This is a genomic window from Arthrobacter sp. NicSoilB4 (genome assembly GCF_019977335.1).
Lineage (GTDB): Bacteria > Actinomycetota > Actinomycetes > Actinomycetales > Micrococcaceae > Arthrobacter.
Genome location: NZ_AP024653.1, coordinates 2,956,801 through 2,980,412, shown reverse-complemented (window position 1 = coordinate 2,980,412; position 23,612 = coordinate 2,956,801). Strand labels below are relative to the sequence as shown.

Sequence of the window (23,612 nt, the reverse complement as noted above, 5' to 3'; positions counted from 1 at the left end):
GACGGCGCGGCGGCCGGGAACAACTCGGGACGCCGCGCCGTTGACTAGAATGCTAAGGGCGCCGTACGGCGCCGTGCCCGCTGCCGCCGTCGTGCATCAGAGTACTTCCGCGCCGGGTACAAGAAGTTGTCCCCAAAGGAGTTCCGTGTCTTCACATCCGATTCGTGTTGCAATCGTCGGCGTAGGTAACTGTGCCACTTCGCTGGTCCAGGGCGTTGAGTACTACCGGGATGCTGATCCCCAGGCCACGATCCCGGGTCTGATGCACGTGGAGTTCGGCAAGTACCACGTCAACGACGTCCAGTTCGTTGCCGCGTTCGACGTCGACGCCAAGAAGGTCGGCCAGGACCTGTCCTCCGCCATCCTGGCCAGCGAAAACAACACCATCAAGATCGCCGACGTCCCGCCGACCGGTGTTATGGTCCAGCGCGGCCCCACCCTCGACGGGCTCGGAAAGTACTACCTCGAGACCATCGAGCAGTCCCCGGAGGAGCCTGTCGATGTCGTCCAGGCCCTCAAGGACGCCAAGGTCGACGTCATGGTCTGCTACCTGCCGGTCGGGTCGCAGGAGGCCGCGGAGTTCTACGCCCAGTGCGCGATCGACGCCGGCGTGGCCTTCGTCAACGCCCTGCCGGTCTTCATCGCCGGCACCAAGGCGTGGGCGGACAAGTTCACCGCCGCCGGTGTCCCGATCGTCGGTGATGACATCAAGAGCCAGATCGGTGCCACCATCACGCACCGCGTCATGGCCAAGCTGTTCGAGGACCGCGGCGTCACCCTGGACCGCACGTACCAGCTGAACGTCGGCGGCAACATGGACTTCAAGAACATGCTGGAACGCGACCGCCTCGAGTCCAAGAAGATCTCCAAAACGCAGGCCGTCACGTCCAACGTCGAGGCAGAACTCGCCGCCAAGGACGTCCACATCGGCCCGTCGGACTACGTCCAGTGGCTCGACGACCGCAAGTGGGCCTTCGTCCGGCTCGAGGGCCGCAACTTCGGCGACGCGCCGGTGTCGCTCGAATACAAGCTCGAAGTCTGGGATTCGCCCAACTCCGCCGGCGTGATCATCGACGCCGTCCGCGCCGCCAAGATCGGCCTGGACCGCGGAATCGGCGGCCCGCTGCTCTCGGCGTCGAGCTACTTCATGAAGTCCCCGCCGGAGCAGTTCAACGACGACCTCGCCCGCGAAAAGGTCGAGGCCTTCATCCGCGGCGACCTGGAGCGCTAACCCGTCTTCTTTTCCCGGTTGCCCTATCACTTTTGGTCCCCAACCCCTGGTTTGACCGCCAAAAGTGATAGGGCAACCGGCGTTTACGGGGGCGAAGGGCCGCCCGGACACGCTTGACCGCGCCGCGGAAGTCGTCTGCGAGGTCGTCGGAGTTGAACTTGAAGTAGCGCCAGCCGGCCGCGTTAAACGATTCGTCGCGGCGGTTGTCGTGGGACTGCTGTTCGCGCGTGCGGTGGTGGCCGCCGTCGTACTGGATAGCGACCCGATGTCTCCGGTAGCCGAGGTCCGCAGCGGGGGAGTAGGGGTCGTCCGGCACAATCCGGAGCTGCAGTTCGGGCTCCGGGAGTCCCGGCCGCGGTCAACGCCAGTCGCAGGAACGTTTCCGGTGCGGAGTCGGAGCCGGGCCGGATGAGCTCCAGCGCCTGGCGGGCTTTTACGACGCCCTTGAGTTTCGGGTGCCGCCCAAGCGTCGCCGCGAGCTGGGTTCGCGTCGCCCACGACTTCGCGCGGCCCTCCAGCCCGGGGCGGGGCTGCCGCACCAGCTGGTCACCGACCGCAACGAGATCCTTCAGCGGCAGGATGCGGGCAAGGTCTAGCCACGTCCGGGTGGGCGTTGAGATCCGGATTCCGTCCCTGACCATAACCTCGTCGTCGAACGCCAGGACCGTATGCCCGACCACACCCTCCCGCCGGACCGGCGGCAGGGCCCTGGGCTTGCTCAGATGCAGTTCCCGGCGGCCGCGGAACCACGACGGGAGCCACAGACCGAGCAGCATGGCGGCGGTGAGGTGCGAAATCCAGGCGCCCGGCGTCGCGGCCGACAGGGCCCGGGCCAGCCCGCGGAGTTCGAACTCCCAGCCGGCGGGTAGGTACAGCAGCCGGCCGGCCGTGGTGAGATCGGTGGCGCGGAGCCGGGAGCTGCCCAGCGCGGCGGCCTGCGCCTCGTAGACGGTGAACGGGGCTGAGGCGAGGTGGGCCGGCAGGGCTGCTGGTGGTCGCATGCCAACCATTCTGATCCGGATGCCGGATCCCCGCTCCGGTTATCCACAACGCCGCGGTTGCCCTATCACTTTTGGTTGCCATTCGCCGGAAATGGCAGCCAAAAGTGATAGCGCAACGTTGGTGAGGGGTTGCTGTTTTAGAAGAGGCCGACGGGGTTGCCTTCGGCGTCGACGTCCATGCGCATCGCGGCCGGGACCTTGGGCAGCCCCGGCATCGTCATGACTGCACCCGTCAGGGCCACGATGAAGCCCGCCCCGGTCTTGGGGATGAGGTCGCGGACGTGCACGGTGAAACCCTTCGGCGCTCCGAGCTTGGCCGCGTCGTCGCTGAAGGAATACTGCGTCTTCGCCATGCAGACGGGGAACCCGGACCAGCCGTTTTTCTCGATTTCCGCGAGCCGTTTGAGCGCCGGCACGGAGAAATCCACCCCGTCGGCACCGTAGATCTCCTGCACAATCGTCCGGATCTTGTCCTCCACCGACATCTCCAGCGGGTACAGGTGCCGGAAGGTGTGCGGCGCGTCGATCGCCGCCGCAACCTTGGCCGCGAGTTCGTCGCCGCCGTCGCCGCCCCCGCCGCGGCCCCAGACATCGGCCACGGCCGCCTGGACGCCCTCCCCGGCGCACCACTCCAGCAGCCAGTCCAGCTCCTCCGCTGTGTCCGTGGCGAACTTGTTAATCGCCACCACCGGCGTGATGCCGAACTTCTCAACGTTCCGCACATGGCGCTGAAGATTGACGACGCCGGCCGCCAGCGCGTCCAGGTTCAGTTCCTGGAGCCGGTCCTTCGGGACGCCCCCGTGCATCTTCAAAGCGCGGACGGTCGCCACCACGACGACGGCGGACGGCGCGACGTCGGCGACGCGGGATTTGATGTCCATGTACTTTTCCGCGCCAAGGTCCGCGCCGAAGCCGGCCTCGGTGACGACGATGTCCGCGAGGCTGCGGGCGGTCTGCGTAGCGATCAGGGAATTGCACCCGTGGGCGATGTTGGCGAACGGCCCGCCATGGACCAGGGCGGGCGTCCCGGCGATCGTCTGCACCAGATTCGGCTTGATGGCGTCCTTGAGAAGCATAGTCAGGGCGCCCTGGACGCCCAGCTCGGCCACGGTCACCGGCCGCCGGTCGTAGGTGTAGCCGAACGTGATCCGGCCCAGCCGTTCCCGGAGGTCGGCGAGGCCCGAGGCGAGGCAGAACACCGCCATGATTTCTGAGGCCACGGTGATGTCGAAGCCGTCTTGCCGCGGGATGCCCTGTGTCGGGCCGCCGAGGCCGATCACGACCTCGCGCAGCGAGCGGTCGTTCATGTCCAGCACCCGTTTGAAGGTCATCCGGCGCGGGTCGATGTTCAGCTCGTTGCCCTGGTAGATGTGGTTGTCCACGAGCGCCATCAGGGCGTTGTTCGCCGAGGTGACGGCGTGGAAATCGCCGGTGAAGTGCAGATTGATCTCGTCCATCGGCAGCACCTGGGAGTAACCGCCGCCGGTGGCCCCGCCCTTCATGCCCAGGATCGGGCCGAGCGACGGTTCGCGCAGGGCGATCATCACCTTGTGGCCGGCCCGGGCCAGGGAGTCCGCCAGCCCCACCGTCGTGGTGGACTTGCCTTCGCCGGCGGGCGTGGGCGACATCGCGGAGACCAACACCACCTTGCCGGGGGCCCGCGGAGGGGCGCCCGCCGTCGAACCCGCGAGTTTCGCCGGATCGATTTTCGCCTTGTAGCGGCCGTGGAAGTCGAGGGCCTCGGCGTTGATTCCGGCCGCGGCGGCGATCTCCTCGATCGGCCTCATCGTGGCCCGCTGAGCGATCTCCAGGTCACTCAGCGCAGTTGCCCCGGCGGCAGCGGTGGCGGGCACGGCACCGGCGGTGGCGGCAGGTCCGGGAATCGTGGTTTCAGACATCGTTGTCCTTTGGCTCGTGGCGCGGTGGGTGGTCCGGCCAGTGATTTCAGGCCGCTGTTACCGGCCAATGGTTCCGGTTGAGGGCGTGTGGCCCACCGGAATGGTCAGGTTTCCAAAATACTGGCTCAGGGCGGTGTGGTAGCTCTCCAGCGTGATGGCGGCGGTGCGCTGCCAGCCGAATTCCTGGGCGTGCAGGGCCGCCGCGCGGCCCATGTCCTCTCGGGTCGCGGGGTCGTCGTACAGGGCTTCGAGGGCGTCGGCCCAGTCGGCGGCCTTGTGGCCCTCCACCAGCATCCCGGTCCGGCCGTCGAAGATGGCACGGGACAGCCCGCCGACCTTGGTGGCCACCACCGGTGTTCCGCAGGCCTGGGCTTCGAGCGCCACGAGACCGAAGGATTCGCTGTAGGAGGGCATCACCACGACATCGGCGGAGCGGTACCAGCCGGCGAGTTTCGGTGCGCTGACGGGCGGATGGTGCGTGACGACGTCGTCCATTCCGGCGGCGCTGATCAGCGACTTCAGGTCGAAGTCCTTGGACCCGCTGACCGCGCCGACGATGGTCAGCTGGAGATCGATGTCCGGGCGCCGTGCCCGCAGCAGGGCGGCGGCCTTGATGAGGATCTGCGGGCCCTTGAGCCGCTGGATCCGCCCGGCGAACAGCAGGTGGAACCGGCCCGGCGGTACCCCGTGGGCGGCCCGGGCACGGCCGCGGAAGGCAGGAGTGAAGATGTCCAGGTCCACGCCCGGCGGGGCGACATCGATGTGGTCGTTGTCCGCGTTGTAGTGCGAGACCAGTTCCGCCGCCTCGGTGCCGGTGTTGGCGATGAGCCGGGTGGCGCCGTCGACAATGCGTTGCTCGCCGTCCTCGCGGCGCCGCGGTTCAGGCTGCTCGCCGGAGACCAGCAGGAGGTTCTTCACCTTGGCCATGGTGTGCATGGTGTGCACGAGCGGCAGGCCCCACAGGCTGGCGAGCTCCAGCCCGGCCACGCCGGAAACCCAGTAGTGCGAATGGATCACGTCGTACCGGCCGTGCGGCTGGAGCTGCCGGATCCGGTCGATTTCCGCCACCATGCTGTGCAGCAGTTCGGGCAGTTCTTCCTTGGGCAGCTTCCGGGGCGGTCCGGCGAGGACGTTGTGCACGCAGACTCCGGGGGAGGGATGCTCGACGGCGGCCTGCGTGGCCGACGTGGACCGGGTGAAGATCTCCACTTCGACGCCGGTCTCGGCGAGGGCCGCTGCGAGGGCGCGGATATACACGTTCATGCCCCCGGCGTCCCCGGAACCTGGCTGCTCCATCGGCGAGGTGTGCAGGGAGAGGAAGGCAACGCGCCGGATCAGCGACATTCTTCTCCTTTCCCCAGCTGCAGCAGATGCTTCTGGCCACATCCTGATGAACAGTGCCGGAACTGCATTTCGATAAAACATTACTCCTGAAGTTCCCGCAGGTTCACCGGCCGGAGGGCGGCGCCGGTCACAGCGCCGGGTGTGCTGCTAACGTGACGGCTGTGAGCACAAGCGACAAGACAGCATCCGCCGCCCCCGGCTGGGAAATCCGGCCGGCCGCCGGCGCGGATTGGCCCGCGATCTGGGCGATCCTCGAGCCCGTCATCAGGGCCGGGGAGACCTTCACCTGGGACCGGGACACCACCGAGCACCAGGCCCGCGAACGGTGGTTCAAGCAGGCTCCAGGCCAGACCTTCGTCGCGGTGGGGCGGGGGGAGCTCGACGGCGTCGTCCTGGGCACCGGTGAGCTGCACGCGAACCAGGGCGGCGGCGGAAGCCACGTTGCCAATGCCGGGTACATGGTCCACCCCGCGCACGGGGGCAAGGGGCTGGCCCGCGCACTGTGCGCCTATTCCCTCGACGCGGCACGGGCCGCCGGGTTCCGCGCCATGCAGTTCAACGCCGTCGTGGAGAGCAACGTCAGGGCCGTGGCCGCCTGGCAGTCCATGGGCTTCGACGTGCTGGCCACCATCCCGGAGGCGTTCCTGCACCCGCGGCTGGGCTACGTGGGCCTGCACCTGATGTACCGCAAGCTGTAGCCGCACCCTTCCCGAGCCCGGTTTCTTCAGTCCCGGAAGAGCCCCTGCAGTTCCGGGAACGCGGACTCGTAACCGGCCAGCAGTTTTCCGGCGAGGTCCCCGGAACCGACCAGCGGGTGCCCGGCGAACGCCGCCAGCGCCGCTTCCCGGCGGCCCGGCCCGGTGGTCCCGGCAGTGCGGCCGGTGGCCGTGACGACCAGCCGTTCGACGTCCTTTACCTGCCGGAGCAGGGCCAGCTGCGCCGGTGCCGGACGATCCTGCCGCAGGGGCACGACGCCGTCGGGTGTCACCCGGCAGGGAACCTCCACGACGGCGTCCGGCGGCAGTCCCGGAATGGCCGCCGCCGCGGCGCCTCGTTCGGCGCCGCCGGTGGTGTTGGGGGTGTTCAGGATCAGCTCCGCCGGACCGCCGCCGGAGATGGCGCGCATGACGGCGAGGGCAACGCGTTCGTAGCCGCCCCCGGCCAGGTCCGTCTCATCCCGGCGCTCGCCAGCCGGGCGGGCCTCGGCGAGGTAGCCCTCTTCGCGGGACCGGCGTGCGGCGTCCCACAACCGGTAAGCCTCCGGGCCGGCCGCCGCGAGCCGCGGATACAGCCCGGTCTGCTGCCGGTCGATGGACTCGCCGCGGGTGGCGGGGGAGGAACGGATGCCGGCCAGGGCACGCTCGGTCTCGTAGTAGTAATAGAGGTATTCGTTGGGCAGGCACCCGAGGTCCGCCAGAAAGGGTTGCGGAAAGAGCCGGCCCTCCTCGAAGCCGGCCAAAGCTCCGGCGTCGGCCAGCAGCCGGGGCAGCACGTCCCGGCCGCCGGACTCCAGCCGGTACAGCCAGCCGAGATGGTTCAGCCCGTAGTAGCCCACGCCGTCGAGCCGGCCCTCTGGAAGCTCGACGCCGGCCGCGTGCGCCGCCCGGTGCACCAGCCCGCTGGCCGAATCGCAGATGCCGACCACCTTGCGTCCGAGTATGGGGACCAGCGCTTCCGTGACCATACCGGCGGGGTTGGTGAAGTTCAGCAGCCACGCGTCCGGGCAATGGTGCCGCATCTGGTCTGCGAGTTCGAGCATGCGGGGGATGGACCGCAGCGCGTAGGAGATGCCGCCCGCTCCCGTGGTCTCCTGGCCCAGGAGCCCCAGGTCCAGGGCCACCCGCTCATCGGCGGTGCGGCCGGCTGTCCCGCCGGGGCGGATCGCCGCGAAGACCAGGTCCGTGCCGGTGAGCGCCTCGGGCAGGGAAGTGGTTGCCCGGACCGCGGGAAGGGCGGCGCCGGGCGGTTGCTGCGCCGCGAAGGCGGCGAGGACGGCGTTGATGGCGGTGAGCCGGCCGGGATCGACGTCGTACAGCACCAGTTCCCGGACCAGCCCGGCGAAGGGCCCCGCGCAGAGCGCCCGGTAGACCAGCGGTACCCGGAATCCGCCGCCTCCGGCAATCATCAGCCGCATGCCGACAGTTTATGCACACCGGCCCCTCCTGGCCCGGGTGGATGCCTTTCCAGCGGTACCGGGACGGCGTAATGTGCCATACATGGACGCGATGCCGACGCGGCGTTTTGACCCGCTTTCCGCCGTCCGGACCCCGACGGCGGATGGTTTCGACCTGCTGCTGACCGGGACCGTCTTCCAGGACATCATCTTTACCGGGCTGCCGCACGCGCCGGTCGCGGGGACGGAGATCTGGAGCGACGGGATGGGCAGCTGCCCCGGCGGCGTTGCCAACCAAGCCATTGCAGCGGCCCGGCTCGGGCTCAGGACCGGGCTGGCGGCCGCGTTCGGCGACGACGGCTACGGCGACTACAACTGGAAGATCCTGGCGGGGCAGGAACACGTGGACCTGTCGCTGTCCCGGCGTGTGCCGGGCTGGCACTCGCCGGTCACGGTTTCCCTCAGCGTGGAGCATGACCGGTCCATGGTGACGCACGGCCACCCGGCTCCGGTGAGTTCCAGCGACCTGGTCGGCTGCCCTCCGCCGTCGCTCGCCGCCGTCGCCGAACTCGGTGAGGAGCTCGAACCGTGGGCGATCGACGCGTACAAGGCCGGGGTCCGGCTGTTCGGCGACGTCGGCTGGGATCCCACCGGCGTCTGGTCCTCCACCCGGCTGGACAACCTGCAGTACTTCCACGCCTTCATGCCGAACCAGCACGAGGCGATGTCCTTCACCGGGAATGACAATCCGTGGGCGGCGCTCTACGCCCTGGCGGACAAGGTGCCGGTCGCTGTTGTGACCCTTGGGGCTCAGGGGGCGATGGCTGTGGACTCCGAAACGGGTGAAGAGGAGTGGGTTCCGTCGCTGCCGGTGTCCGCCTACGATCCGACCGGGGCGGGCGACTGTTTCGGCGCGGCCTTCATCGTCGGCTGTCTGGCCGGGTGGCCGCTCGGCGACCGGCTGCGGTTCGCCAATCTCTGTGCGGCCCTGGCCGTGCAGGAGGTCGGCGGTTCGCTGGCCGCACCCGGCTGGGGGGACATCGCCGACTGGTGGCAGCGGGCCAACGCCCGCAAGGAACGGCAGAGCAGCCAGTGGCTTCGGCGCTACAGCTTCCTCGAGGACATCGTCCGCGATGTTCCGCCGGAAGCGCAGCGGCGGGCGACGGCGACGATTGCGCACCTTTCGGACGCGTAGCCGGGACGTCGGCGCGGCTCCTTCCCGCTGGACATGCCCTCCGTTCGGGCTGAGGAGTGGACATAATGCCGTTGTGCTCACCCGCGGGTGCGAAGACTGGACATGTCCCCCGGGCGGGCCAGGGTGGCGCGGATCCCGAGGCAGGTTCGGTCCTGGGGACCGCTGGACATGCCCCTCATGAGGGCTAAGGAGCGGACAGAATGCCATTGTGAGCAGTGGCGGCCGCGAAAACTGGACATGTCCCGTCGGCGAGCATGGGCTCGGGCCTGGTGACCGCTGGACATGTCCTCATTGCGGGCCGAGGAATGGGCAGAATGCCATTGTGCTCACTCGTGGCCGCGGGCACTGGACATGTCCCCCGGGCGAGCCGCGGCCCGGACCTGGTTGCCGCGGGACATGTCCTCCGTTCGGGCTGTGGAGTGGACATGATGCCATTGTGCTCACCAACGGCTGCGAACACTGGACATGTCCCTCGGGGGTGCGCGGGGACGCCGCCGGGCCGCCCGAATTAAGCCCCGTGCGCTGCCACCCCTAGAATCGTTAAGTGACTTACCCAGCAGCAACAGGTGACTTCCGGCCCGTCCCGGAGGCCCCGCCAGCCTTCGCCGAGGAACGCTCGGCCGTAATCGACCTCGAAGCCGTCCGGCACAATGTCCGCCGTCTGGCGGCCGTCGCGTCGCCGGCCCAGGTGATGGCAGTGGTCAAGGCCGACGCCTACGGCCACGGCGCCGTACCCGTGGCCCGTGCCGCGCTCGCCGCCGGCGCCAACTGGCTGGGCACCGCCCACATCTCCGAGGCCCTGGCCTTGCGTGCCGCCGGCATCGAGGCGCCCCTGCTGGCCTGGCTGCACACCCCGGAAAGCAACTTCGCGGCCGCCGTGGCTGCCGGGATTGACATAGGCTGCTCCGGCTGGGAACTGGAACGCATCGTGTCGGCCGCCCGCGAGCAGGAACGGCCTGCCCGTGTGCACCTCAAAGTGGACACCGGTCTTGGCCGCAACGGCGCCACCCTGGATGCCTGGGACGGCCTCGTCGGCGAAGCCATGGAGTACCAGGACCAGGGCCTGCTGCGGGTTGTGGGGGTCTTCTCGCACCTGGCCGTCGCGGACGAACCCGAGCGCCCGGAAACCGACGAGCAGCTGGTGGCCTTCCGCGAAGCCCTCGCCATCGCCCAGGACGCAGGTGTGGACCCCGAGGTGCGGCACCTCGCCAACACCCCGGCCACCCTTTCCCGGCCCGACACCCACTTCGACCTGGTCCGCGTGGGCTTGGGCCTTTACGGGCTGTCGCCGTTTGAGGGGCAGAGTTCGGAGGAGCTGGGCCTGCGTCCGGCCATGACGGTCCGCACCGTTGTTTCGCACTGCAAGGACGTCCCCGCCGGCCAGGGCGTCTCCTACGGGCTGAATTACCGCACAGGCGGCACCAGTACGCTGGGGCTGATCCCGCTGGGCTACGCCGACGGCGTCCCGCGGATCGCCACCGGAGGACCGGTCCGCGTGGACGGCGTGACCTACCCCGTCGTGGGCCGCATCGCGATGGATCAGATGGTGATCGACCTCGGCCCGCTCAATGTTTCGGCCGGGGGGCGCAGCGTCCTCGGCGCCGAGGCCGTAATGTTTGGCAACGGCGACGACGGCGGGCCCACCGCAGAGGACTGGGCGAGGGCAGCGGGAACCAACAACTACGAGATCGTCACGCGGATCAGCCCCAGGGTGCCGCGCCGCTACATCAATGAAGAACCGCCAAGCGACGAGCTCCGGCCGTGAGCGCTGCGGCCTGGGAACGGACCCTGAACGTCCGGACCGCGGATGAAACCCATGCCCTTGCGGCGGGCCTCGGCGCCCAGCTCCGGACCGGGGACCTGCTGGTCCTGACCGGCGAACTGGGGGCGGGAAAAACCACCTTCACCCAGGGCCTCGGGGAGGGCCTGGGCGTCCGGGCCGGCATCATCTCGCCGACGTTCGTGCTGGTCCGCATCCACCCGAACCTGCCCGACGGTCCCCGGCCGGGCGGCCCGGACCTGGTGCATGTGGACGCGTACAGGCTGGGCTCGGCCTCGGAAATCGACGATATCGACCTCGAAAACACCATGGACAGCGCCGTGACAGTGGTGGAATGGGGCCGAGGCCGGGTGGAGCACCTGAGCGACAGCAGGCTAGAGGTGGACCTGCTCCGCAGCCTGGGCGGCGGCATCCACAGCACGGAAGCCCACGCCACGGAAAAAACCCACCAGGTGGAGGCCGCCGAGGACCCCGAAGTGCTCGATTTCGACACCGACGACGACGACGAACCGCGCACGATTGTGATCCGCGGCTTCGGTCCGCGCTGGATGGACCCGCCCGCCCTCCCTGCGCCCGCCCGGAATGACACCCTGCCTCACCCCCTGGAAGAGAACTGATGCTGATCCTTGCCATCGACACCTCGGCCGTGGCCAGCGCCGCGCTCGTCTCCGATGACACCCCGGAATCACTCGTGGGCAGTTTCTCCACCGAGGACACCCGGAGCCATGCCGAAGTGCTGGCCCCGGGAATCGAGGCGCTCCTCGCCGAGGCCGGCGTCGCCGGCGCCGACGTCGACGCGGTGGTCACCGGAGTGGGACCCGGCCCGTTCACCGGCCTGCGTTCGGGCATCGTCACGGCCCGCACGCTCTCCTTCGTCTGGGGCAAGCCGCTCTACGGCCTCATGAGCCTGGATGCCATCGCCCTGGAGGTGGCAGAGTCCACGGACGCGGCCCCGGAGTTCATCGTCGCCACCGACGCGCGGCGTAAAGAGGTCTACTGGGCACGGTATGCCCTCAGCGGGGGACAGTTGCCATTGCTGGTGGACGGCCCGCACGTCGGCTTCGCGGCGGAACTCCCCGACCTTCCCGTCTACGGCGCCGGCGCCGGTCTCTATGCCGACGTCGTCAAGGCCGTCCCCGGCTTCAGCTCCCGCCAGCCGGAGGCGCTGTCGCTGGGCCAGTTCGCCCTGGCGCGGCTCGCAGCGGGGGAGCAGCTGCTCGAGTCCACACCGCTCTACCTGCGCGAGTCGGATGCCCAGGTGCCGGGACCGCGGAAGAGGGCACTGTGAACACCGGGCCCGCAGGGCAGAACACAGGCCAGAACACAGGACAGAACACGGGACAAGACACACCGGCGCGGCTGCCCGGCGGGGTCACCCTGCGGGAGATGACGTCAGCGGACATTCCCGCCGTCCATGAGCTGGAGTGCAGGCTGTTCCCGGTGGACGCCTGGCCGCTGCAAATGTTTGTCACCGAGCTGGCGCAGGCAGAAACCCGCCGCTACGTCGTGGCCGAACTGGCCGGGCAGATCGTGGGCTACGCCGGGCTGATGTGCATCCGGCCGATCGCGGACGTCCAGACCATCGCCGTCGTCCCGGAGCAGGAAGGGAAGGGGATCGGCTCGGCGCTGCTCACCGAACTCATCCGGGAAAGCCTGCTGCGCCGCGCCGAGGACGTGCTCCTGGAAGTCCGGGCCGACAACCCCCGTGCCCAGCAGCTCTACCGCCGCTACGGATTCGAGCAGATCCACGTCCGCCGCCGCTACTACCGCGACGGCGTCGACGCCCTGATCATGCGGCTGCGCCTCAGCGCCCCCGAACCAGGCGCCCCGGAACCAGGCACGCCCGAACCAGACTCGACGCCCAGGGAAGCAGACCGCCCATGAACGACACCCGGCACGACGGACCACTGGTCCTCGGCATCGAATCCTCCTGTGACGAGACCGGCGTCGGAATTGTCCGCGGGACGCGGCTGCTGACCAACACCGTGTCCTCCTCCATGGAGGAACACGTCAGGTTCGGCGGCGTGATCCCCGAGATCGCCTCCCGCGCGCACCTGGACGCCTTCGTCCCCACACTCCGCGAAGCCCTCGCCGAGGCCGGGGTGACACTGGAGGACGTCGACGCCATCGCCGTCACGTCCGGCCCCGGACTCGCCGGAGCCCTGATGGTTGGCGTCTGCGCGGCCAAGGCGCTCGCCGTCGCCACGGGCAAACCGCTGTACGCCATCAATCATCTCGTTGCGCACGTCGGCGTCGGGCTGCTCCAGACGGACGACGGCGGCCCGCAGGCACCGGCCAGGACCCTGCCGGGTAATGCTTTGCCGGGGAATGCTCTGCCCGAAAATTTGGGCGCCCTCCTGGTCTCCGGCGGGCACACGGAAATCCTCCGGATCCGGAACATCACCGGGGACGTTGAGCTGCTCGGTTCCACGATCGACGACGCCGCCGGCGAGGCCTACGACAAGGTGGCGCGGCTCCTGGGACTGGGCTATCCGGGCGGACCGGCGATCGACAAGCTGGCACGGACCGGGAATGCCAAGGCGATCCGTTTCCCGCGCGGACTGAGCCAGCCAAAATACATGGGGACCGCGGAGGAACCCGGCCCGCACCGCTACGACTGGTCGTTCAGCGGTCTCAAGACCGCCGTCGCGCGTTGCGTGGAACAGTTCGAAGCCCGGGGCGAGACGGTGCCCGTTGCGGACATCGCCGCGGCCTTCCAGGAGGCCGTGGTGGACGTCATCACGTCCAAGGCGGTGCTGGCCTGCCGGGAGAACGGCATCACCGAACTGCTGCTGGGCGGCGGGGTGGCAGCGAATTCACGGCTGCGCCAGCTCACGGAGCAGCGCTGCAGCGCTGCAGGAATCCGGCTGACCGTCCCGCCGCTGGCGCTGTGCACGGACAACGGCGCCATGGTCGCGGCCCTCGGCGCCCAGCTGGTGATGGCCGGGATCGCGCCGAGCGGCATCGGCTTCGCACCGGATTCCTCGATGCCGGTCACCACCGTCTCGGCCTGAGACCGGGCGGAGTGGAGGCTCCGCCTACGCTTCGGGGCCCTTGCGCATCTGCTGGACCAGGTCCAGTACGACGGCGCGCAGGTCGCCGCCGTGTTCCTCCGCCACACGCCGCTGCCGCTGGTACCCGGCGCCGCGCTCGATGATTTTCAGGACGTCGGCCAGCTCGGCGGCGCAGCCCAGTTTCACCGCGACGGGTTCCAGACGGGCAACCGTCTCGCGGATGTGGTCCGTGACCAGCTGTTCATTGCCCGCGGCGTCGAGGATGATGATGGCGTCCAGACCGTAGCGGGCCGCGCGCCACTTGTTCTCCTGCACATGCCAGGGCGGCATGGTGGGAATCGTGCCCCCGTTGTCCAGCGTGGTGGAGAACTCGTCGACGAGGCACTGCGTCAGGGCCGCGATCGCGCCGACTTCCTCCAGTGTGGCCAGGCCGTCGCAGATGCGCATCTCGATGGTGCCGAAATGCGGGACGGGCCGGATGTCCCAGCGGATCTCGGAGAGCGAGTCGATCACTCCGGTGGTGAACATGTCCTGGGCGTACGACTCGAAGTCCTCCCACGTGGCGAACTGGAACGGCAGCCCGGCGGTGGGCAACTGCTGGAACATCAGCGCGCGGTGCGAGGCGTAGCCGGTGTCCTCACCGCCCCAGAACGGGCTGGAGGCGGACAGCGCCTGGAACTGCGGGAAGTAGTTCACCAGGCCGTCCAGGACCGGGAGCACCTTGTCGCGGCTGTCCAGGCCCACATGCACGTGGACGCCGTAGATCACCATCTGGCGGCCCCACCACTGCGTGCGGTCAATGAGCTTGGCGTAGCGCTCCTTGTCCGTCACCGGCTGCAGCTGCGGAGGGCTGAACGGGTGGCTGCCGGCGCAGAAGACCTCGACGCCCATGGGATCGGTGACGTCCCGGACGGCCGCAAGGGAACTGCTCAGGTCGGCCTTGGCCTCCGCCACGGTGTTGCAGATCCCGGTGACGAGCTCCACCGTGTTCAGCAGCAGCTCCTGCTTGATGTGCGGGTGCTCGTCGTCTTCGTTCAATTCGGGATGCTTCGCGGCGACACCGCGGAGGACCTCCTTGGCCACGGAGGCAAGCTCGCCGGTTTCCGCGTCCACGAGGGCCAGTTCCCATTCCACACCAAGAGTTGATTGCCTGGATGAAGCGAAATCAATCTTCATGTGGTCCCTTCATTGTTCAGCTGTCGTTTTTCCCCGCCCCGGCCGGCAACGTCATGGGCGGATTCGCCGGACAGTTGGCGAGGCAACGGTGGTCCAAGTCTAGTGCAGGGGCAGCATCGAGCCGGTGGCCAGAGCGCCGCGACCACGTGAAAGTGTTCACAAAAGTATTCGGACCGCAGCGCTACTCGCGGCATCCCCGGGGCTTCTCCCCGGATCCGCTTCCTGCTCCGGCCGCCGCGCGGGCCGTGGCTGCGGTAACCCCTGAGGAGCGGCCGGTGCGGGCCTGGCGTTTAATGGAGGGGTGCCCATCCTGAATAAAGACATGACCCTGTGCATCTCGCTCTCGGCCCGGCCGAGCAACAACGGGACGCGCTTCCACAACCATCTGTACGAACAGCTCGGCCTGAACTGGATCTACAAGGCTTTTGCCCCGACGGACCTCGCCCAGGCGATCGCCGGCGTGCGGGGCCTCGGGATCCGCGGCTGCGCCGTGTCGATGCCGTACAAGGAGGACGTCATCGCCCTCGTGGATGTGATGGATCCCTCCGCGAAGGCGATCGACTCGGTCAACACGATCGTCAACGACGGCGGCACTCTCACCGCCTACAACACCGACTACACGGCGATCGAGCAGCTGCTGCAGCGCAATGCCGTGCCCTCCTCGTACTCGGTCCTGCTGAGGGGTGCCGGCGGCATGGCCAAGGCCACTGCGGCGGCGCTGCGCGACGCCGGATTCCGCGACGTCACCGTGATCGCGCGCAACGAGGAAACGGGGCGGGCGCTCGCCGGGCTCTACGGTTTCGCCTGGCGCGCCGACGTCGATCCAGCCGTCGCCGCCGACATGATCATCAACGTGACGCCTATTGGTATGGCGGGGGGACCCGACGTCGACTCTCTGTCCTTCCCCCGGGAGGCGGTGGACGCCGCGAAGGTGGTCTTCGACGTCGTCGCGCTGCCGGCGGAGACGCCGCTGGTCAAGGCCGCCCGCGCTGCCGGCAAGACCGTGATCACCGGCGCGGAAGTGGCGACCATCCAGGCGCTGGAGCAGTTTGTGCTGTACACCGGGATCCGGCCCAGCGACGAACAGGTCCGGGCAGCCGAGGACTTCATGCGGGCCCAGTAGCCCGCCGGAATCCAGAGAACCTGCCCTAGACCGGCTCCACCGAAATGGCCACCCGCTCCTCGCCGATCCTGGTGAGGACCAGGGTGGCCGTTTTCTTGGCGGCCTTACCCCCGGCCTTGCCGCCGCCGGGAAGGAGCTGTTTGCGCAACTCCTCCGGAGTGACCGATGTGCCGCGCTTCTTGATATCCAGCACCCCGATGCCCTGGTCCTTGACCCAGGCCTTGAGCGCCTTGACGTTGTAGGGCATCACGTCCAGGACCTCGTAGGCCCGGGCGAACGGCGTGTCGCGCAGCTCCGGGGCGCAGATGTAGGCGATGTGCTCGTCCACGAGGTGCCCGCCCAGCTGGAGGGCGACGTCGGCCACCAGCCCGGCGCGGATGACGGCGCCGTCGGGCTCATAGAGGTACCCCTCGACCGGCCCCACCGGGGCGACCGGGCCGCCGTCGAAGTCCTCGGAACTGCTGAGCTCTGCCGCTCCGGCAGGGCCGAGCAACAGGGCCGCCCGCCGGATCCCCGGACGCCGGACCGCGTTGAACCACAACGCCACTTCGGTGACGTCCCCGCCCACGGACACCCACTGGGCTTCGCAATCCTTGGGAACAGAGTCGTGCGGCATGCCCGGGCCCATCTTCACGCCCACGGCCAGGCCGGTGCCGGCCAGCGACTCAACGAAGGACAACGGCGGGGAGAAGTCCTCCGGATCCCAGATCCGCTTCGTGCCCGACGTGGAGGTGGTCCGGCGCGCCGGATCCAGCCAGACGCCGTCCATTCCGTCGAGGGCCACCGTCGTCGCATCGGCATGGACCACGGTGGCGTTCCGGAAGGGGATCAGGTTCATCGTGGCGCAGGCCGCCGTCGTCTCGTCCATCTCCACCGCCGTGACAGTGATGTCCAGCGAAGCCAGCGCCATGGCGTCGGCGCCGAGGCCGCAGCCAAGATCAGCCACGTGCTGCACGCCTGCCTCCGCGAAGCGCTGCGCGTGCCGGGCCGCCACGGTGAGCCGGGTGGCCTGCTCCAGGCCTGCCTGCGTGAAGATCATCTGCCGGGCGAACTCGCCGAACTTGGCCTCCGCTTTGGTCCTCAGCCGGGACTGGGTCAGCACGGCGGAGACGAGTTCGGGAGAGTGGCCGGCCTTCCGGAGGGAAGCGTTGAGGCGGAACGCCTCATCCTCCTTGTACGGGCCCAGTGACGCCAGCAGCTCCCAGCCTTCGGGGTTAAGGAGCGGGGCGATCTGGTCCTGCGGTGCGTCAGCCATGGTCACAAGCCTAGTTCAGGGCGCCGGTGGAGCCGTGCGCCGGATAGGCTTGACGGCATGGATGACAGCGGCACGGCAAACAACGGCACGGACGAAAACTACGGGGAGGTCGACGCCGCGCAGCAGGACGCCGACGGCGGCCGTCCCGCCCGCCAGGGACTCGCCCGCTACGCCCGGCCGGCGCTGATTGCCGGCGCCGTCATCGCCGTCGTCTGCGCGGCGCTGCTGGTCATCATCTTTTTCCTGGACTCCTTCAACGCCACCGTCTATTCGGTCGGCGGCAAGGACGTTACGGACGCCACCGACGAGGCGAAGTCCATCCGCGAGAGCTACGTGGCGGCCCGCGTAGGCGGCATCATCTTCCTGGTCATCGGATTCGCCCTTGCGGCGGCCGGAGGCCTGGTGCTGTACCGGCACCGGAACGAGGCCGGCCTCGACGACGAGGACAACGGCGAGGACGTCGACTTCGAGGACCTCGGCGGACGGTAGCCACCCGCCCGCATGTCTGCTGGACATGCCCCACTCCCGGCATTCAGCGTGGACATGTCCCTCTGCGCAGCCCCGGAACCGCGGGACATGTCCATCGTTCGGCACTGGCAGTGGACATGATGCCAATGCGTCCACCGGCTGTGACGAAGAATGAGCATGTCCCTCTGTGCAGCCGGGCAAACCGTGGCCACGTCCCTCTTGCCGGCCCGGAACCGGGGGACATGTCCGTCGTTCGGCGCCGGCAGTGGACATGATGCCGATGTGTCAACCGGCCGCGACGAAGAATGGGCATGTCCCTCTGTGCAGCCCCGAATCAGTAGGCATAGCCACTGGGTAAAGCGTTCACCGGGAACGAACTTCTGGCACTCGCCTTGACCGAGTGCTAACTACTTACATAGAGTCGTCATTAGCACTCTCCCTAGGAGGGTGCTAACACCTGAAGCTTGACAGCCAGGCTGCTGCCGGCACCGCGACGACGGTCTGTACGCCATGGCACCACAGCTTTAAAGTCCACGAATTTGCTGACGAATAGGAGAGGTCCTTGTCGGTCTCTATTAAGCCTCTTGAGGATCGTATTGTTGTCCGCCCGCTCGAAGCCGAGCAGACCACGGCCTCCGGCCTGGTTATCCCGGACTCCGCGCAGGAAAAGCCGCAGGAAGGCGAAGTTGTTGCAGTAGGCCCCGGCCGCTTTGACGACAACGGCAACCGCGTTCCGGTCGATGTCACCGTCGGCGACGTTGTCATCTACTCCAAGTACGGCGGAACCGAAGTCAAGACCGGCGGCACCGAGTACCTCGTGCTGTCCGCCCGCGACGTCCTGGCGATCGTCGTAAAGTAACTCTCTTGGACCCCGCGCCGCCGATCCTTCTTTGACGGGTCAGTTGCGCGGGGTTCTGTCTTGAAAGGACAAAACCATGGCAAAGCAGCTCGCGTTTAACGACGCTGCCCGCCGGTCGCTTGAAGCCGGCATCGATAAGCTCGCTAACACGGTCAAGGTGACGCTCGGCCCGCGCGGCCGCAACGTCGTGCTGGACAAGAAGTGGGGCGCCCCCACAATCACCAACGACGGCGTCACCATCGCCCGTGAAGTCGAACTGGACGACCCGTACGAGAACCTTGGCGCGCAGCTTGCCAAGGAGGTCGCCACCAAGACCAACGACGTCGCCGGCGACGGCACCACCACCGCCACGGTGCTGGCCCAGGCGCTCGTAAAGGAAGGCCTCCGCAACGTTGCGGCAGGCGCCGCCCCGGGTCAGATCAAGCGCGGCATCGAGGTCTCTGTCGAGGCCGTCGCCGCCCGCCTGCTCGAGAACGCACGCCCCGTCGAAGGCACCCAGGTCGCCAACGTCGCCTCCATCTCCGCCCAGAGCGACGAGGTCGGCGAGCTCCTGGCCGAGGCATTCGGCAAGGTCGGCAAGGATGGTGTGATCACCATCGAGGAATCCTCCACCACGCAGACCGAACTGGTCCTCACCGAGGGCATGCAGTTCGACAAGGGCTACCTGTCCCCGTACTTCGTCACCGACGCGGAACGCCAGGAAGCAGTCCTCGAAGACGCCCTGATCCTGATCAATCAGGGCAAGATCTCCTCCGTGCAGGACTTCCTGCCGCTGCTGGAGAAGGCGCTGCAGAGCTCCAAGCCGCTCTTCATCATTGCCGAAGACGTCGACGGCGAGGCCCTGTCCACGCTGATCGTCAACCGCATCCGCGGCACCCTGAACGTCGTCGCCGTCAAGGCGCCGGGCTTCGGCGACCGCCGCAAGGCCATGCTGCAGGACATCGCCACCCTCACGGGTGCGCAGGTCGTCTCGCCGGAACTGGGCCTCAGCCTGGACACGGTCGGCCTCGAGGTGCTGGGTACTGCCCGGCGCATCACGGTGACCAAGGACAACACCACCATCGTTGACGGCGCCGGATCGGCCGAGGACGTCGCAGCCCGGGTTTCCCAGCTGCGCGCCGAGCTGACCCGCACCGACTCCGACTGGGACAAGGAAAAGCTGCAGGAACGCCTGGCCAAGCTGGCCGGCGGCATCGGCGTGATCAAGGTTGGCGCAGCCACCGAGGTCGAGCTGAAGGAAAAGAAGCACCGCATCGAGGACGCCGTGTCCTCCACCCGCGCTGCCCTTGAAGAAGGCATCGTGGCCGGCGGCGGCTCCGCCCTCATCCACGCCCTCAAGGCGCTCGACGAGGACCCGGCTGTCCAGGCCCTCGAAGGCGACGCTGCCGCTGCTGTTGGCATCGTCCGCCGGGCGCTGACCCAGCCGCTGCGCTGGATCGCGCAGAACGCCGGCTTCGACGGCTACGTCGTCGTCGCCAAAGTTGCCGAATCGGCTGTCAACCAGGGCTTCAACGCCAAGAGCGGCGTCTACGAAGACCTGATCGCGGCCGGCGTCATCGACCCCGTGAAGGTGACGCGTGCGGCCCTCCGCAACGCGGCGTCCATCGCGGCTCTGGTACTCACCACGGAAACCCTCGTGGTCGAGAAGCCGGCAGACGAAGACCAGCACGCAGGCCACAGCCACTAGCTTCAGGCCACGGCAGTCCAGGCCGGTCCGGCGTCAGCCGGGCCGGCCTTTGCTGTGCCCGCCAGGTGCCTCGCCGCCCTGCACCATCCCTTTCGTTCCGGCCGCGGCCTAGCGCTTCGCCCGCATCGCCTTGCGCTTCAGGCGCAGCGCCGCGGCGTCGGGCAGCCGTTTGGTGACGAGGCGGTAGAAGACCAGCACGGCAACAGCCGCCGCCACGATCCCCACCAGGTTCAGCGCCAGTTGAATGGCTGAACCTGCCGCTTTCTCATACTCGCCCAGCACCAGCGCGACGGCCACGAAACCGGCGGCGGGGACTGTGGTCACGGAGATGAAGACTCCGATCAGGGCAGCGGAGCGCCGACTGATCACGGACAGCATTCCGGCGATGCCGGCCAGCACAGCGACAATCAGCGAATACGGACCCGGATGGTAGATGAAATCGGCGGCCGAACCGCGGTCCAGGACATCGGCGGGAAAGAGGCCGAGCGGCACGGAGAGCCACGCCGTGAAGGCCGCAGCCAGCATCGCCACGGGGAAGCCGACGCCGAGGGCGATCGCCGCGCGCCGTCCCAGCGTCCATTGCCGCTGCACGAGCGCCACCGCCAGCGCCGCCAGCGGTCCGAACTCGGGACCCACAGCCATAGCGCCCACAATGGCGATCGTCGAGTCCGTGACGATGCCGATGGCCGCCAGCTGGGTCGCCAGGATGAGGAAGGCAAGGTAGCTCCATGTCAGCCGGGAGTCTTCGCCCGTCTGCCGGGACACCTCGTCCCAGATCACGGCGTCCGCGCCCTCGCCGGGGGCGTCCGCCGTGGCCTTGTCCGCCCGGTCGGAGAGCACCAACTCGGGCATGCTGACCGAGATCGAGCCCTGTTCCTGGACGTTGAGGGCGTGGAGTTTCTCCACCAGTGCCTCGACAGACTCCCGGGCCACCAGGACGTGGATGACGTCCCCGGGGGGAAGCACGGACGCACCACGCTGGCGGGAAACTTCGGCGACTCCAAGTTCGCCGGTGGAGCAGTCCACCACGGCGTCGGACAACGGTTCCGGGACAAAAATGCGCAGTTGTGCGATCACGGTGCGGCCTCCTCTGGCTCGTTACAGGGTAGCCGCCGGACCTGCGGAAGACCGGCTCTATGGCGTTCCCCCGCCGCCGTGATTGGCCAGACAAATTACGGTTCGGTAACATTGACGTTTTGGAAACCTGCCTGAAGGGGCTTCTAGTGTCGACCGAGCGAACAACCTCCAGCCCGCAGGCCGCGGCCGCGGGTTCTCAGGTGCGCGCGAAATCCGGCTACCGGCCCGAGGTGCAGGGCCTCCGCGCCCTCGCGGTCCTCATGGTGGTCACCTACCACGTCTGGCTCGGCCGCGTCTCCGGCGGCGTCGACATCTTCCTGCTGATCTCGGCATTCCTGATGACCCTCAGCTTCGCCCGCAAGGTCGAAGGCGGCAAGCCGCTGCGGCTGCTGAGCCACTGGCTCCACCTGCTCAAGCGGCTGCTGCCCGCCGTCGTTGTTGTCATCCTCGGCGTCCTGGCCGGCACCCGGCTGGTCCTGCCGCAGAGCCGCTGGCCTGACGTGCTGGACCAGGCGTGGGCCTCACTGTTCTACCGGCAGAACTGGCTCCTGGCGGATACCGCCGTCGACTACTACGCGCAGGACCACGCAGGTGCCAGCCCGCTGCAGCACTTCTGGTCGCTGTCCATCCAGGGCCAGGTCTTCCTGCTCTGGCCGCTGGTGTTCGCCGGCGCGGCCGTACTGCTGCGCCTCATCCGCCGGACCCGCATCGGCGACCGGGTGAGCTACTCCGCCCTCCTGGCCGCGGCTTTCGGCGCGATCTTCGTTGTGTCGCTCGTGTTTTCCATCGAGCAGACCACCACCAACCAGTCCTACGCCTACTTCGATACCCGGACCCGGCTCTGGGAATTCGCCCTCGGCTCGCTGCTGGCGCTGGCGCTGCCGCACCTCAGGCCCGGCAAGGCACTGCGGGTGGTCCTTGGCTGGGCCGGTCTTGCAGCGATGCTCTCCTGTGGCCTCCTGCTCACCGTGGACCGCTCCTTCCCCGGCTTTATCGCGCTGTGGCCGACGCTGGCCGCAGCCGCCATCATCGTGGCCGGACAGAGCGGCAGCCGGTTTGGCGTGGACCGTTTCCTGACCTGGAAGCCGCTCGTGAAGCTCGGTGACAACTCCTACGCCCTGTACCTCTGGCACTGGCCGCTGCTGGTGCTGGCCCTCGCCGGGACCGGCATCACGGCCCCCAACCTGGTCCAGGGCCTTGCTATTGTCTCCGCCTCGATCGTGCTGGCCGTGCTGACCACCCGGTTCGTGGAGAAACCGCTGCGCGAATGGCACTGGCCACAGAGCCGGGTCTGGCGCACCGCCGTCGTGATCGCGGCATGTGGTGCGCTGCTGGCCGGGCCGGTCTCCGTGTGGCAGAGCAAGATGATGGCGGACGAGGCCGTTGCGGCCGCGCAGCCGAGGGAACTGACCCCCGGCGCGGCCGCCCTGGCGCCGGAAAATGCCGGAAAGCCGACCCCGGAAGCGAAGATCATCCCGGCTCCCGTGGCCATGAAGAACGAGTGGGCCGACATCGACGGGTTGTGCACCGACGGGAACGTCCCCGGCGACCCGCTGCTCGCGGGCTGCCTGCAGAACAGCCGCCCGGACGAGGTCACCAAACGCATCGTGGTGCTCGGCGACTCGCACGCCCAGCAATACATGGCCGCGCTCGGCCCGATCGCCCGCAGCCACGGCTGGGAAGTTGTTGCCCTCCTCAAAGGCAACTGCCGCTTCGGCGGGGAGTCCCCGGAACGGGACGCCGAGTGCAACGCCTTCAACAAAGCCAGCGCCCAGTACGTCCTGGACCACAAGCCCGACGCGGTCTTCACCGTCGCCTCACTGACGCACAAAGACGCGCCCTTCGAGGCCGAGGTCCCGCAGTACCTCGAAGGCATCAAGCCTTTCACCGATGCGGGCATGGACGTGGTCGGCATCCGTGACAACCCCCGCTTCAACATGAACATGCCCGAATGCGTCCAGAAGAACGGGCCCGACGCCGCAAAGTGCAACGTGCCGCTGCAGGAGTCCCTCGCCGAGTCCTCGCCGCTGGACGCGTACCGCGGGAAGGTGCCGCGGCTGCACCTGATGGACCTCAGCGACTTCATTTGCGCCGACGGGATCTGCCCCGCCGTGGTCGGGAACGTGTACGTGTACAAGGACGACAACCATCTGACCAAGACTTATGTCCAGACCATGATCCCCATGTTCGAACAGCGGCTGCTGGCGGCCACGGGCTGGAAGTGACGGGGCGGCGTCACCGGAGCGGTGCCGTTGCTCACATTGCCGCCCCGGAATATGGGGATGGGCCTCAAGGTTCTACTATTTATTCAACACTTCTGCACAGGCCATGCCCGTAATGACGGGCTGGTCATCTGTTGCAACCCCTACCCGTAACCCGTAATCAAGGTAA

General features: G+C 68.2%; 21 protein-coding genes. 13 read left to right on the top strand and 8 right to left on the bottom strand.

Going from position 1 to position 23,612, the window contains the following annotated elements; translation table 11 throughout:
• The first annotated feature begins 145 nt into the window (after positions 1 to 145).
• A complete protein-coding gene (locus LDO13_RS13465) occupies positions 146 to 1,231 on the top strand; it encodes an inositol-3-phosphate synthase (protein WP_224047222.1) in 1,086 nt (361 codons plus the stop codon).
• On the opposite strand, the gene LDO13_RS18645 is transcribed toward LDO13_RS13465, so the two are convergent.
• The 4 genes from LDO13_RS18645 to mshA all read right to left on the bottom strand — a co-directional run bounded on the left by LDO13_RS18645 (position 1,206) and on the right by mshA (position 5,474).
• Positions 1,206 to 1,487 carry a DUF559 domain-containing protein gene (locus LDO13_RS18645; protein ID WP_346347039.1) on the bottom strand — a complete coding sequence of 94 codons (282 nt, stop codon included), beginning with the start codon at positions 1,485 to 1,487 and terminating at the stop codon, positions 1,206 to 1,208. The genes LDO13_RS13465 and LDO13_RS18645 overlap by 26 nt on opposite strands.
• Positions 1,414 to 2,232 (bottom strand): hypothetical protein, encoded by an 819-nt coding sequence (locus LDO13_RS13460; protein WP_346347041.1) that lies wholly within the window; start codon positions 2,230 to 2,232, stop codon positions 1,414 to 1,416. The genes LDO13_RS18645 and LDO13_RS13460 overlap by 74 nt, the downstream gene beginning before the upstream one ends.
• Before the next feature lie 137 nt (positions 2,233 to 2,369).
• Complete coding sequence (locus LDO13_RS13455; RefSeq protein ID WP_224047221.1) at positions 2,370 to 4,130, bottom strand: formate--tetrahydrofolate ligase; 1,761 nt, start codon at positions 4,128 to 4,130, stop codon at positions 2,370 to 2,372.
• 57 nt (positions 4,131 to 4,187) lie between these two features.
• The gene (mshA, locus tag LDO13_RS13450; protein ID WP_224047220.1) at positions 4,188 to 5,474 is read right to left on the bottom strand and encodes a D-inositol-3-phosphate glycosyltransferase; all 1,287 of its coding nucleotides are present in this window, start codon (positions 5,472 to 5,474) and stop codon (positions 4,188 to 4,190) included.
• A gap of 161 nt (positions 5,475 to 5,635) precedes the next feature.
• On the opposite strand from mshA, the gene LDO13_RS13445 reads away from it, so the two are divergent.
• Positions 5,636 to 6,172 (top strand): GNAT family N-acetyltransferase, encoded by a 537-nt coding sequence (locus tag LDO13_RS13445; protein ID WP_224047219.1) that lies wholly within the window; start codon positions 5,636 to 5,638, stop codon positions 6,170 to 6,172.
• A gap of 26 nt (positions 6,173 to 6,198) precedes the next feature.
• Here the strand turns inward: LDO13_RS13445 and LDO13_RS13440 are convergent, their stop codons facing one another.
• The gene (locus tag LDO13_RS13440; protein WP_224047218.1) at positions 6,199 to 7,608 is read right to left on the bottom strand and encodes a 6-phospho-beta-glucosidase; all 1,410 of its coding nucleotides are present in this window, start codon (positions 7,606 to 7,608) and stop codon (positions 6,199 to 6,201) included.
• Between the two features lie 82 nt (positions 7,609 to 7,690).
• On the opposite strand from LDO13_RS13440, the gene LDO13_RS13435 reads away from it, so the two are divergent.
• The 6 genes from LDO13_RS13435 (at position 7,691) to tsaD (ending at position 13,576) form a co-directional block, all read left to right on the top strand.
• Complete coding sequence (locus LDO13_RS13435; RefSeq protein ID WP_224047217.1) at positions 7,691 to 8,782, top strand: PfkB family carbohydrate kinase; 1,092 nt, start codon at positions 7,691 to 7,693, stop codon at positions 8,780 to 8,782.
• Between the two features lie 544 nt (positions 8,783 to 9,326).
• Positions 9,327 to 10,547 carry an alanine racemase gene (alr, locus tag LDO13_RS13430; protein WP_224047216.1) on the top strand — a complete coding sequence of 407 codons (1,221 nt, stop codon included), beginning with the start codon at positions 9,327 to 9,329 and terminating at the stop codon, positions 10,545 to 10,547.
• Positions 10,544 to 11,179 carry a tRNA (adenosine(37)-N6)-threonylcarbamoyltransferase complex ATPase subunit type 1 TsaE gene (gene tsaE / locus LDO13_RS13425; protein WP_224047215.1) on the top strand — a complete coding sequence of 212 codons (636 nt, stop codon included), beginning with the start codon at positions 10,544 to 10,546 and terminating at the stop codon, positions 11,177 to 11,179. Before alr ends, tsaE begins: the two co-directional genes overlap by 4 nt.
• On the top strand, positions 11,179 to 11,850 hold the full coding sequence (gene tsaB / locus LDO13_RS13420) for a tRNA (adenosine(37)-N6)-threonylcarbamoyltransferase complex dimerization subunit type 1 TsaB (protein WP_224047214.1): 672 nt from the start codon (positions 11,179 to 11,181) through the stop codon (positions 11,848 to 11,850). Before tsaE ends, tsaB begins: the two co-directional genes overlap by 1 nt.
• Positions 11,851 to 11,948: 98 nt before the next feature.
• Positions 11,949 to 12,446: a ribosomal protein S18-alanine N-acetyltransferase gene (gene rimI / locus LDO13_RS13415; RefSeq protein ID WP_224049788.1), complete on the top strand. Its 498-nt coding sequence runs from the start codon at positions 11,949 to 11,951 to the stop codon at positions 12,444 to 12,446.
• Positions 12,443 to 13,576 (top strand): tRNA (adenosine(37)-N6)-threonylcarbamoyltransferase complex transferase subunit TsaD, encoded by a 1,134-nt coding sequence (tsaD, locus tag LDO13_RS13410; protein ID WP_224047213.1) that lies wholly within the window; start codon positions 12,443 to 12,445, stop codon positions 13,574 to 13,576. The genes rimI and tsaD overlap by 4 nt, the downstream gene beginning before the upstream one ends.
• 24 nt (positions 13,577 to 13,600) lie before the next feature.
• On the opposite strand, the gene LDO13_RS13405 is transcribed toward tsaD, so the two are convergent.
• Positions 13,601 to 14,752, bottom strand: coding sequence for a glutamate--cysteine ligase (locus LDO13_RS13405; RefSeq protein WP_224047212.1), 1,152 nt, complete (start codon positions 14,750 to 14,752; stop codon positions 13,601 to 13,603).
• A gap of 322 nt (positions 14,753 to 15,074) precedes the next feature.
• Here LDO13_RS13405 and LDO13_RS13400 point away from each other — a divergent pair, with 322 nt between their 5' ends.
• Positions 15,075 to 15,875: a shikimate 5-dehydrogenase gene (locus tag LDO13_RS13400; RefSeq protein WP_224049787.1), complete on the top strand. Its 801-nt coding sequence runs from the start codon at positions 15,075 to 15,077 to the stop codon at positions 15,873 to 15,875.
• A 25-nt stretch (positions 15,876 to 15,900) separates the two neighbouring features.
• On the opposite strand, the gene LDO13_RS13395 is transcribed toward LDO13_RS13400, so the two are convergent.
• Positions 15,901 to 17,130 (bottom strand): class I SAM-dependent methyltransferase, encoded by a 1,230-nt coding sequence (locus LDO13_RS13395; protein WP_224047211.1) that lies wholly within the window; start codon positions 17,128 to 17,130, stop codon positions 15,901 to 15,903.
• A 57-nt stretch (positions 17,131 to 17,187) separates the two neighbouring features.
• Here LDO13_RS13395 and LDO13_RS13390 point away from each other — a divergent pair, with 57 nt between their 5' ends.
• The 3 genes from LDO13_RS13390 (at position 17,188) to groL (ending at position 20,144) form a co-directional block, all read left to right on the top strand.
• Complete coding sequence (locus tag LDO13_RS13390; protein ID WP_224047210.1) at positions 17,188 to 17,619, top strand: hypothetical protein; 432 nt, start codon at positions 17,188 to 17,190, stop codon at positions 17,617 to 17,619.
• A gap of 541 nt (positions 17,620 to 18,160) precedes the next feature.
• Complete coding sequence (gene groES / locus LDO13_RS13385; protein ID WP_066437027.1) at positions 18,161 to 18,457, top strand: co-chaperone GroES; 297 nt, start codon at positions 18,161 to 18,163, stop codon at positions 18,455 to 18,457.
• A gap of 76 nt (positions 18,458 to 18,533) precedes the next feature.
• Positions 18,534 to 20,144 (top strand): chaperonin GroEL, encoded by a 1,611-nt coding sequence (gene groL, locus LDO13_RS13380; protein WP_224047209.1) that lies wholly within the window; start codon positions 18,534 to 18,536, stop codon positions 20,142 to 20,144.
• A gap of 108 nt (positions 20,145 to 20,252) precedes the next feature.
• Here the strand turns inward: groL and LDO13_RS13375 are convergent, their stop codons facing one another.
• Positions 20,253 to 21,221, bottom strand: coding sequence for a DUF389 domain-containing protein (locus tag LDO13_RS13375; RefSeq protein ID WP_224047208.1), 969 nt, complete (start codon positions 21,219 to 21,221; stop codon positions 20,253 to 20,255).
• A 146-nt stretch (positions 21,222 to 21,367) separates the two neighbouring features.
• Here LDO13_RS13375 and LDO13_RS13370 point away from each other — a divergent pair, with 146 nt between their 5' ends.
• Positions 21,368 to 23,446: an acyltransferase family protein gene (locus tag LDO13_RS13370; protein WP_224047207.1), complete on the top strand. Its 2,079-nt coding sequence runs from the start codon at positions 21,368 to 21,370 to the stop codon at positions 23,444 to 23,446.
• Positions 23,447 to 23,612: the final 166 nt, after the last annotated feature.

Excerpts from the sequence above, each read along its gene's own strand:
- LDO13_RS13455 (WP_224047221.1), bottom strand. The coding sequence starts at position 4,130 with ATGTCTGAAACCACGATTCCCGGACCTGCCGCCACCGCCGGTGCCGTG.
- tsaB (WP_224047214.1), top strand. The coding sequence starts at position 11,179 with ATGCTGATCCTTGCCATCGACACCTCGGCCGTGGCCAGCGCCGCGCTC.
- LDO13_RS13395 (WP_224047211.1), bottom strand. The coding sequence starts at position 17,130 with ATGGCTGACGCACCGCAGGACCAGATCGCCCCGCTCCTTAACCCCGAA.
- LDO13_RS13400 (WP_224049787.1), top strand. The coding sequence starts at position 15,075 with ATGACCCTGTGCATCTCGCTCTCGGCCCGGCCGAGCAACAACGGGACG.
- LDO13_RS13435 (WP_224047217.1), top strand. The coding sequence starts at position 7,691 with ATGGACGCGATGCCGACGCGGCGTTTTGACCCGCTTTCCGCCGTCCGG.
- LDO13_RS13390 (WP_224047210.1), top strand. The coding sequence starts at position 17,188 with ATGGATGACAGCGGCACGGCAAACAACGGCACGGACGAAAACTACGGG.
- LDO13_RS13460 (WP_346347041.1), bottom strand. The coding sequence starts at position 2,232 with ATGCGACCACCAGCAGCCCTGCCGGCCCACCTCGCCTCAGCCCCGTTC.
- LDO13_RS13405 (WP_224047212.1), bottom strand. The coding sequence starts at position 14,752 with ATGAAGATTGATTTCGCTTCATCCAGGCAATCAACTCTTGGTGTGGAA.
- tsaD (WP_224047213.1), top strand. The coding sequence starts at position 12,443 with ATGAACGACACCCGGCACGACGGACCACTGGTCCTCGGCATCGAATCC.
- mshA (WP_224047220.1), bottom strand. The coding sequence starts at position 5,474 with ATGTCGCTGATCCGGCGCGTTGCCTTCCTCTCCCTGCACACCTCGCCG.
- LDO13_RS13440 (WP_224047218.1), bottom strand. The coding sequence starts at position 7,608 with ATGCGGCTGATGATTGCCGGAGGCGGCGGATTCCGGGTACCGCTGGTC.
- rimI (WP_224049788.1), top strand. The coding sequence starts at position 11,949 with ATGACGTCAGCGGACATTCCCGCCGTCCATGAGCTGGAGTGCAGGCTG.
- groL (WP_224047209.1), top strand. The coding sequence starts at position 18,534 with ATGGCAAAGCAGCTCGCGTTTAACGACGCTGCCCGCCGGTCGCTTGAA.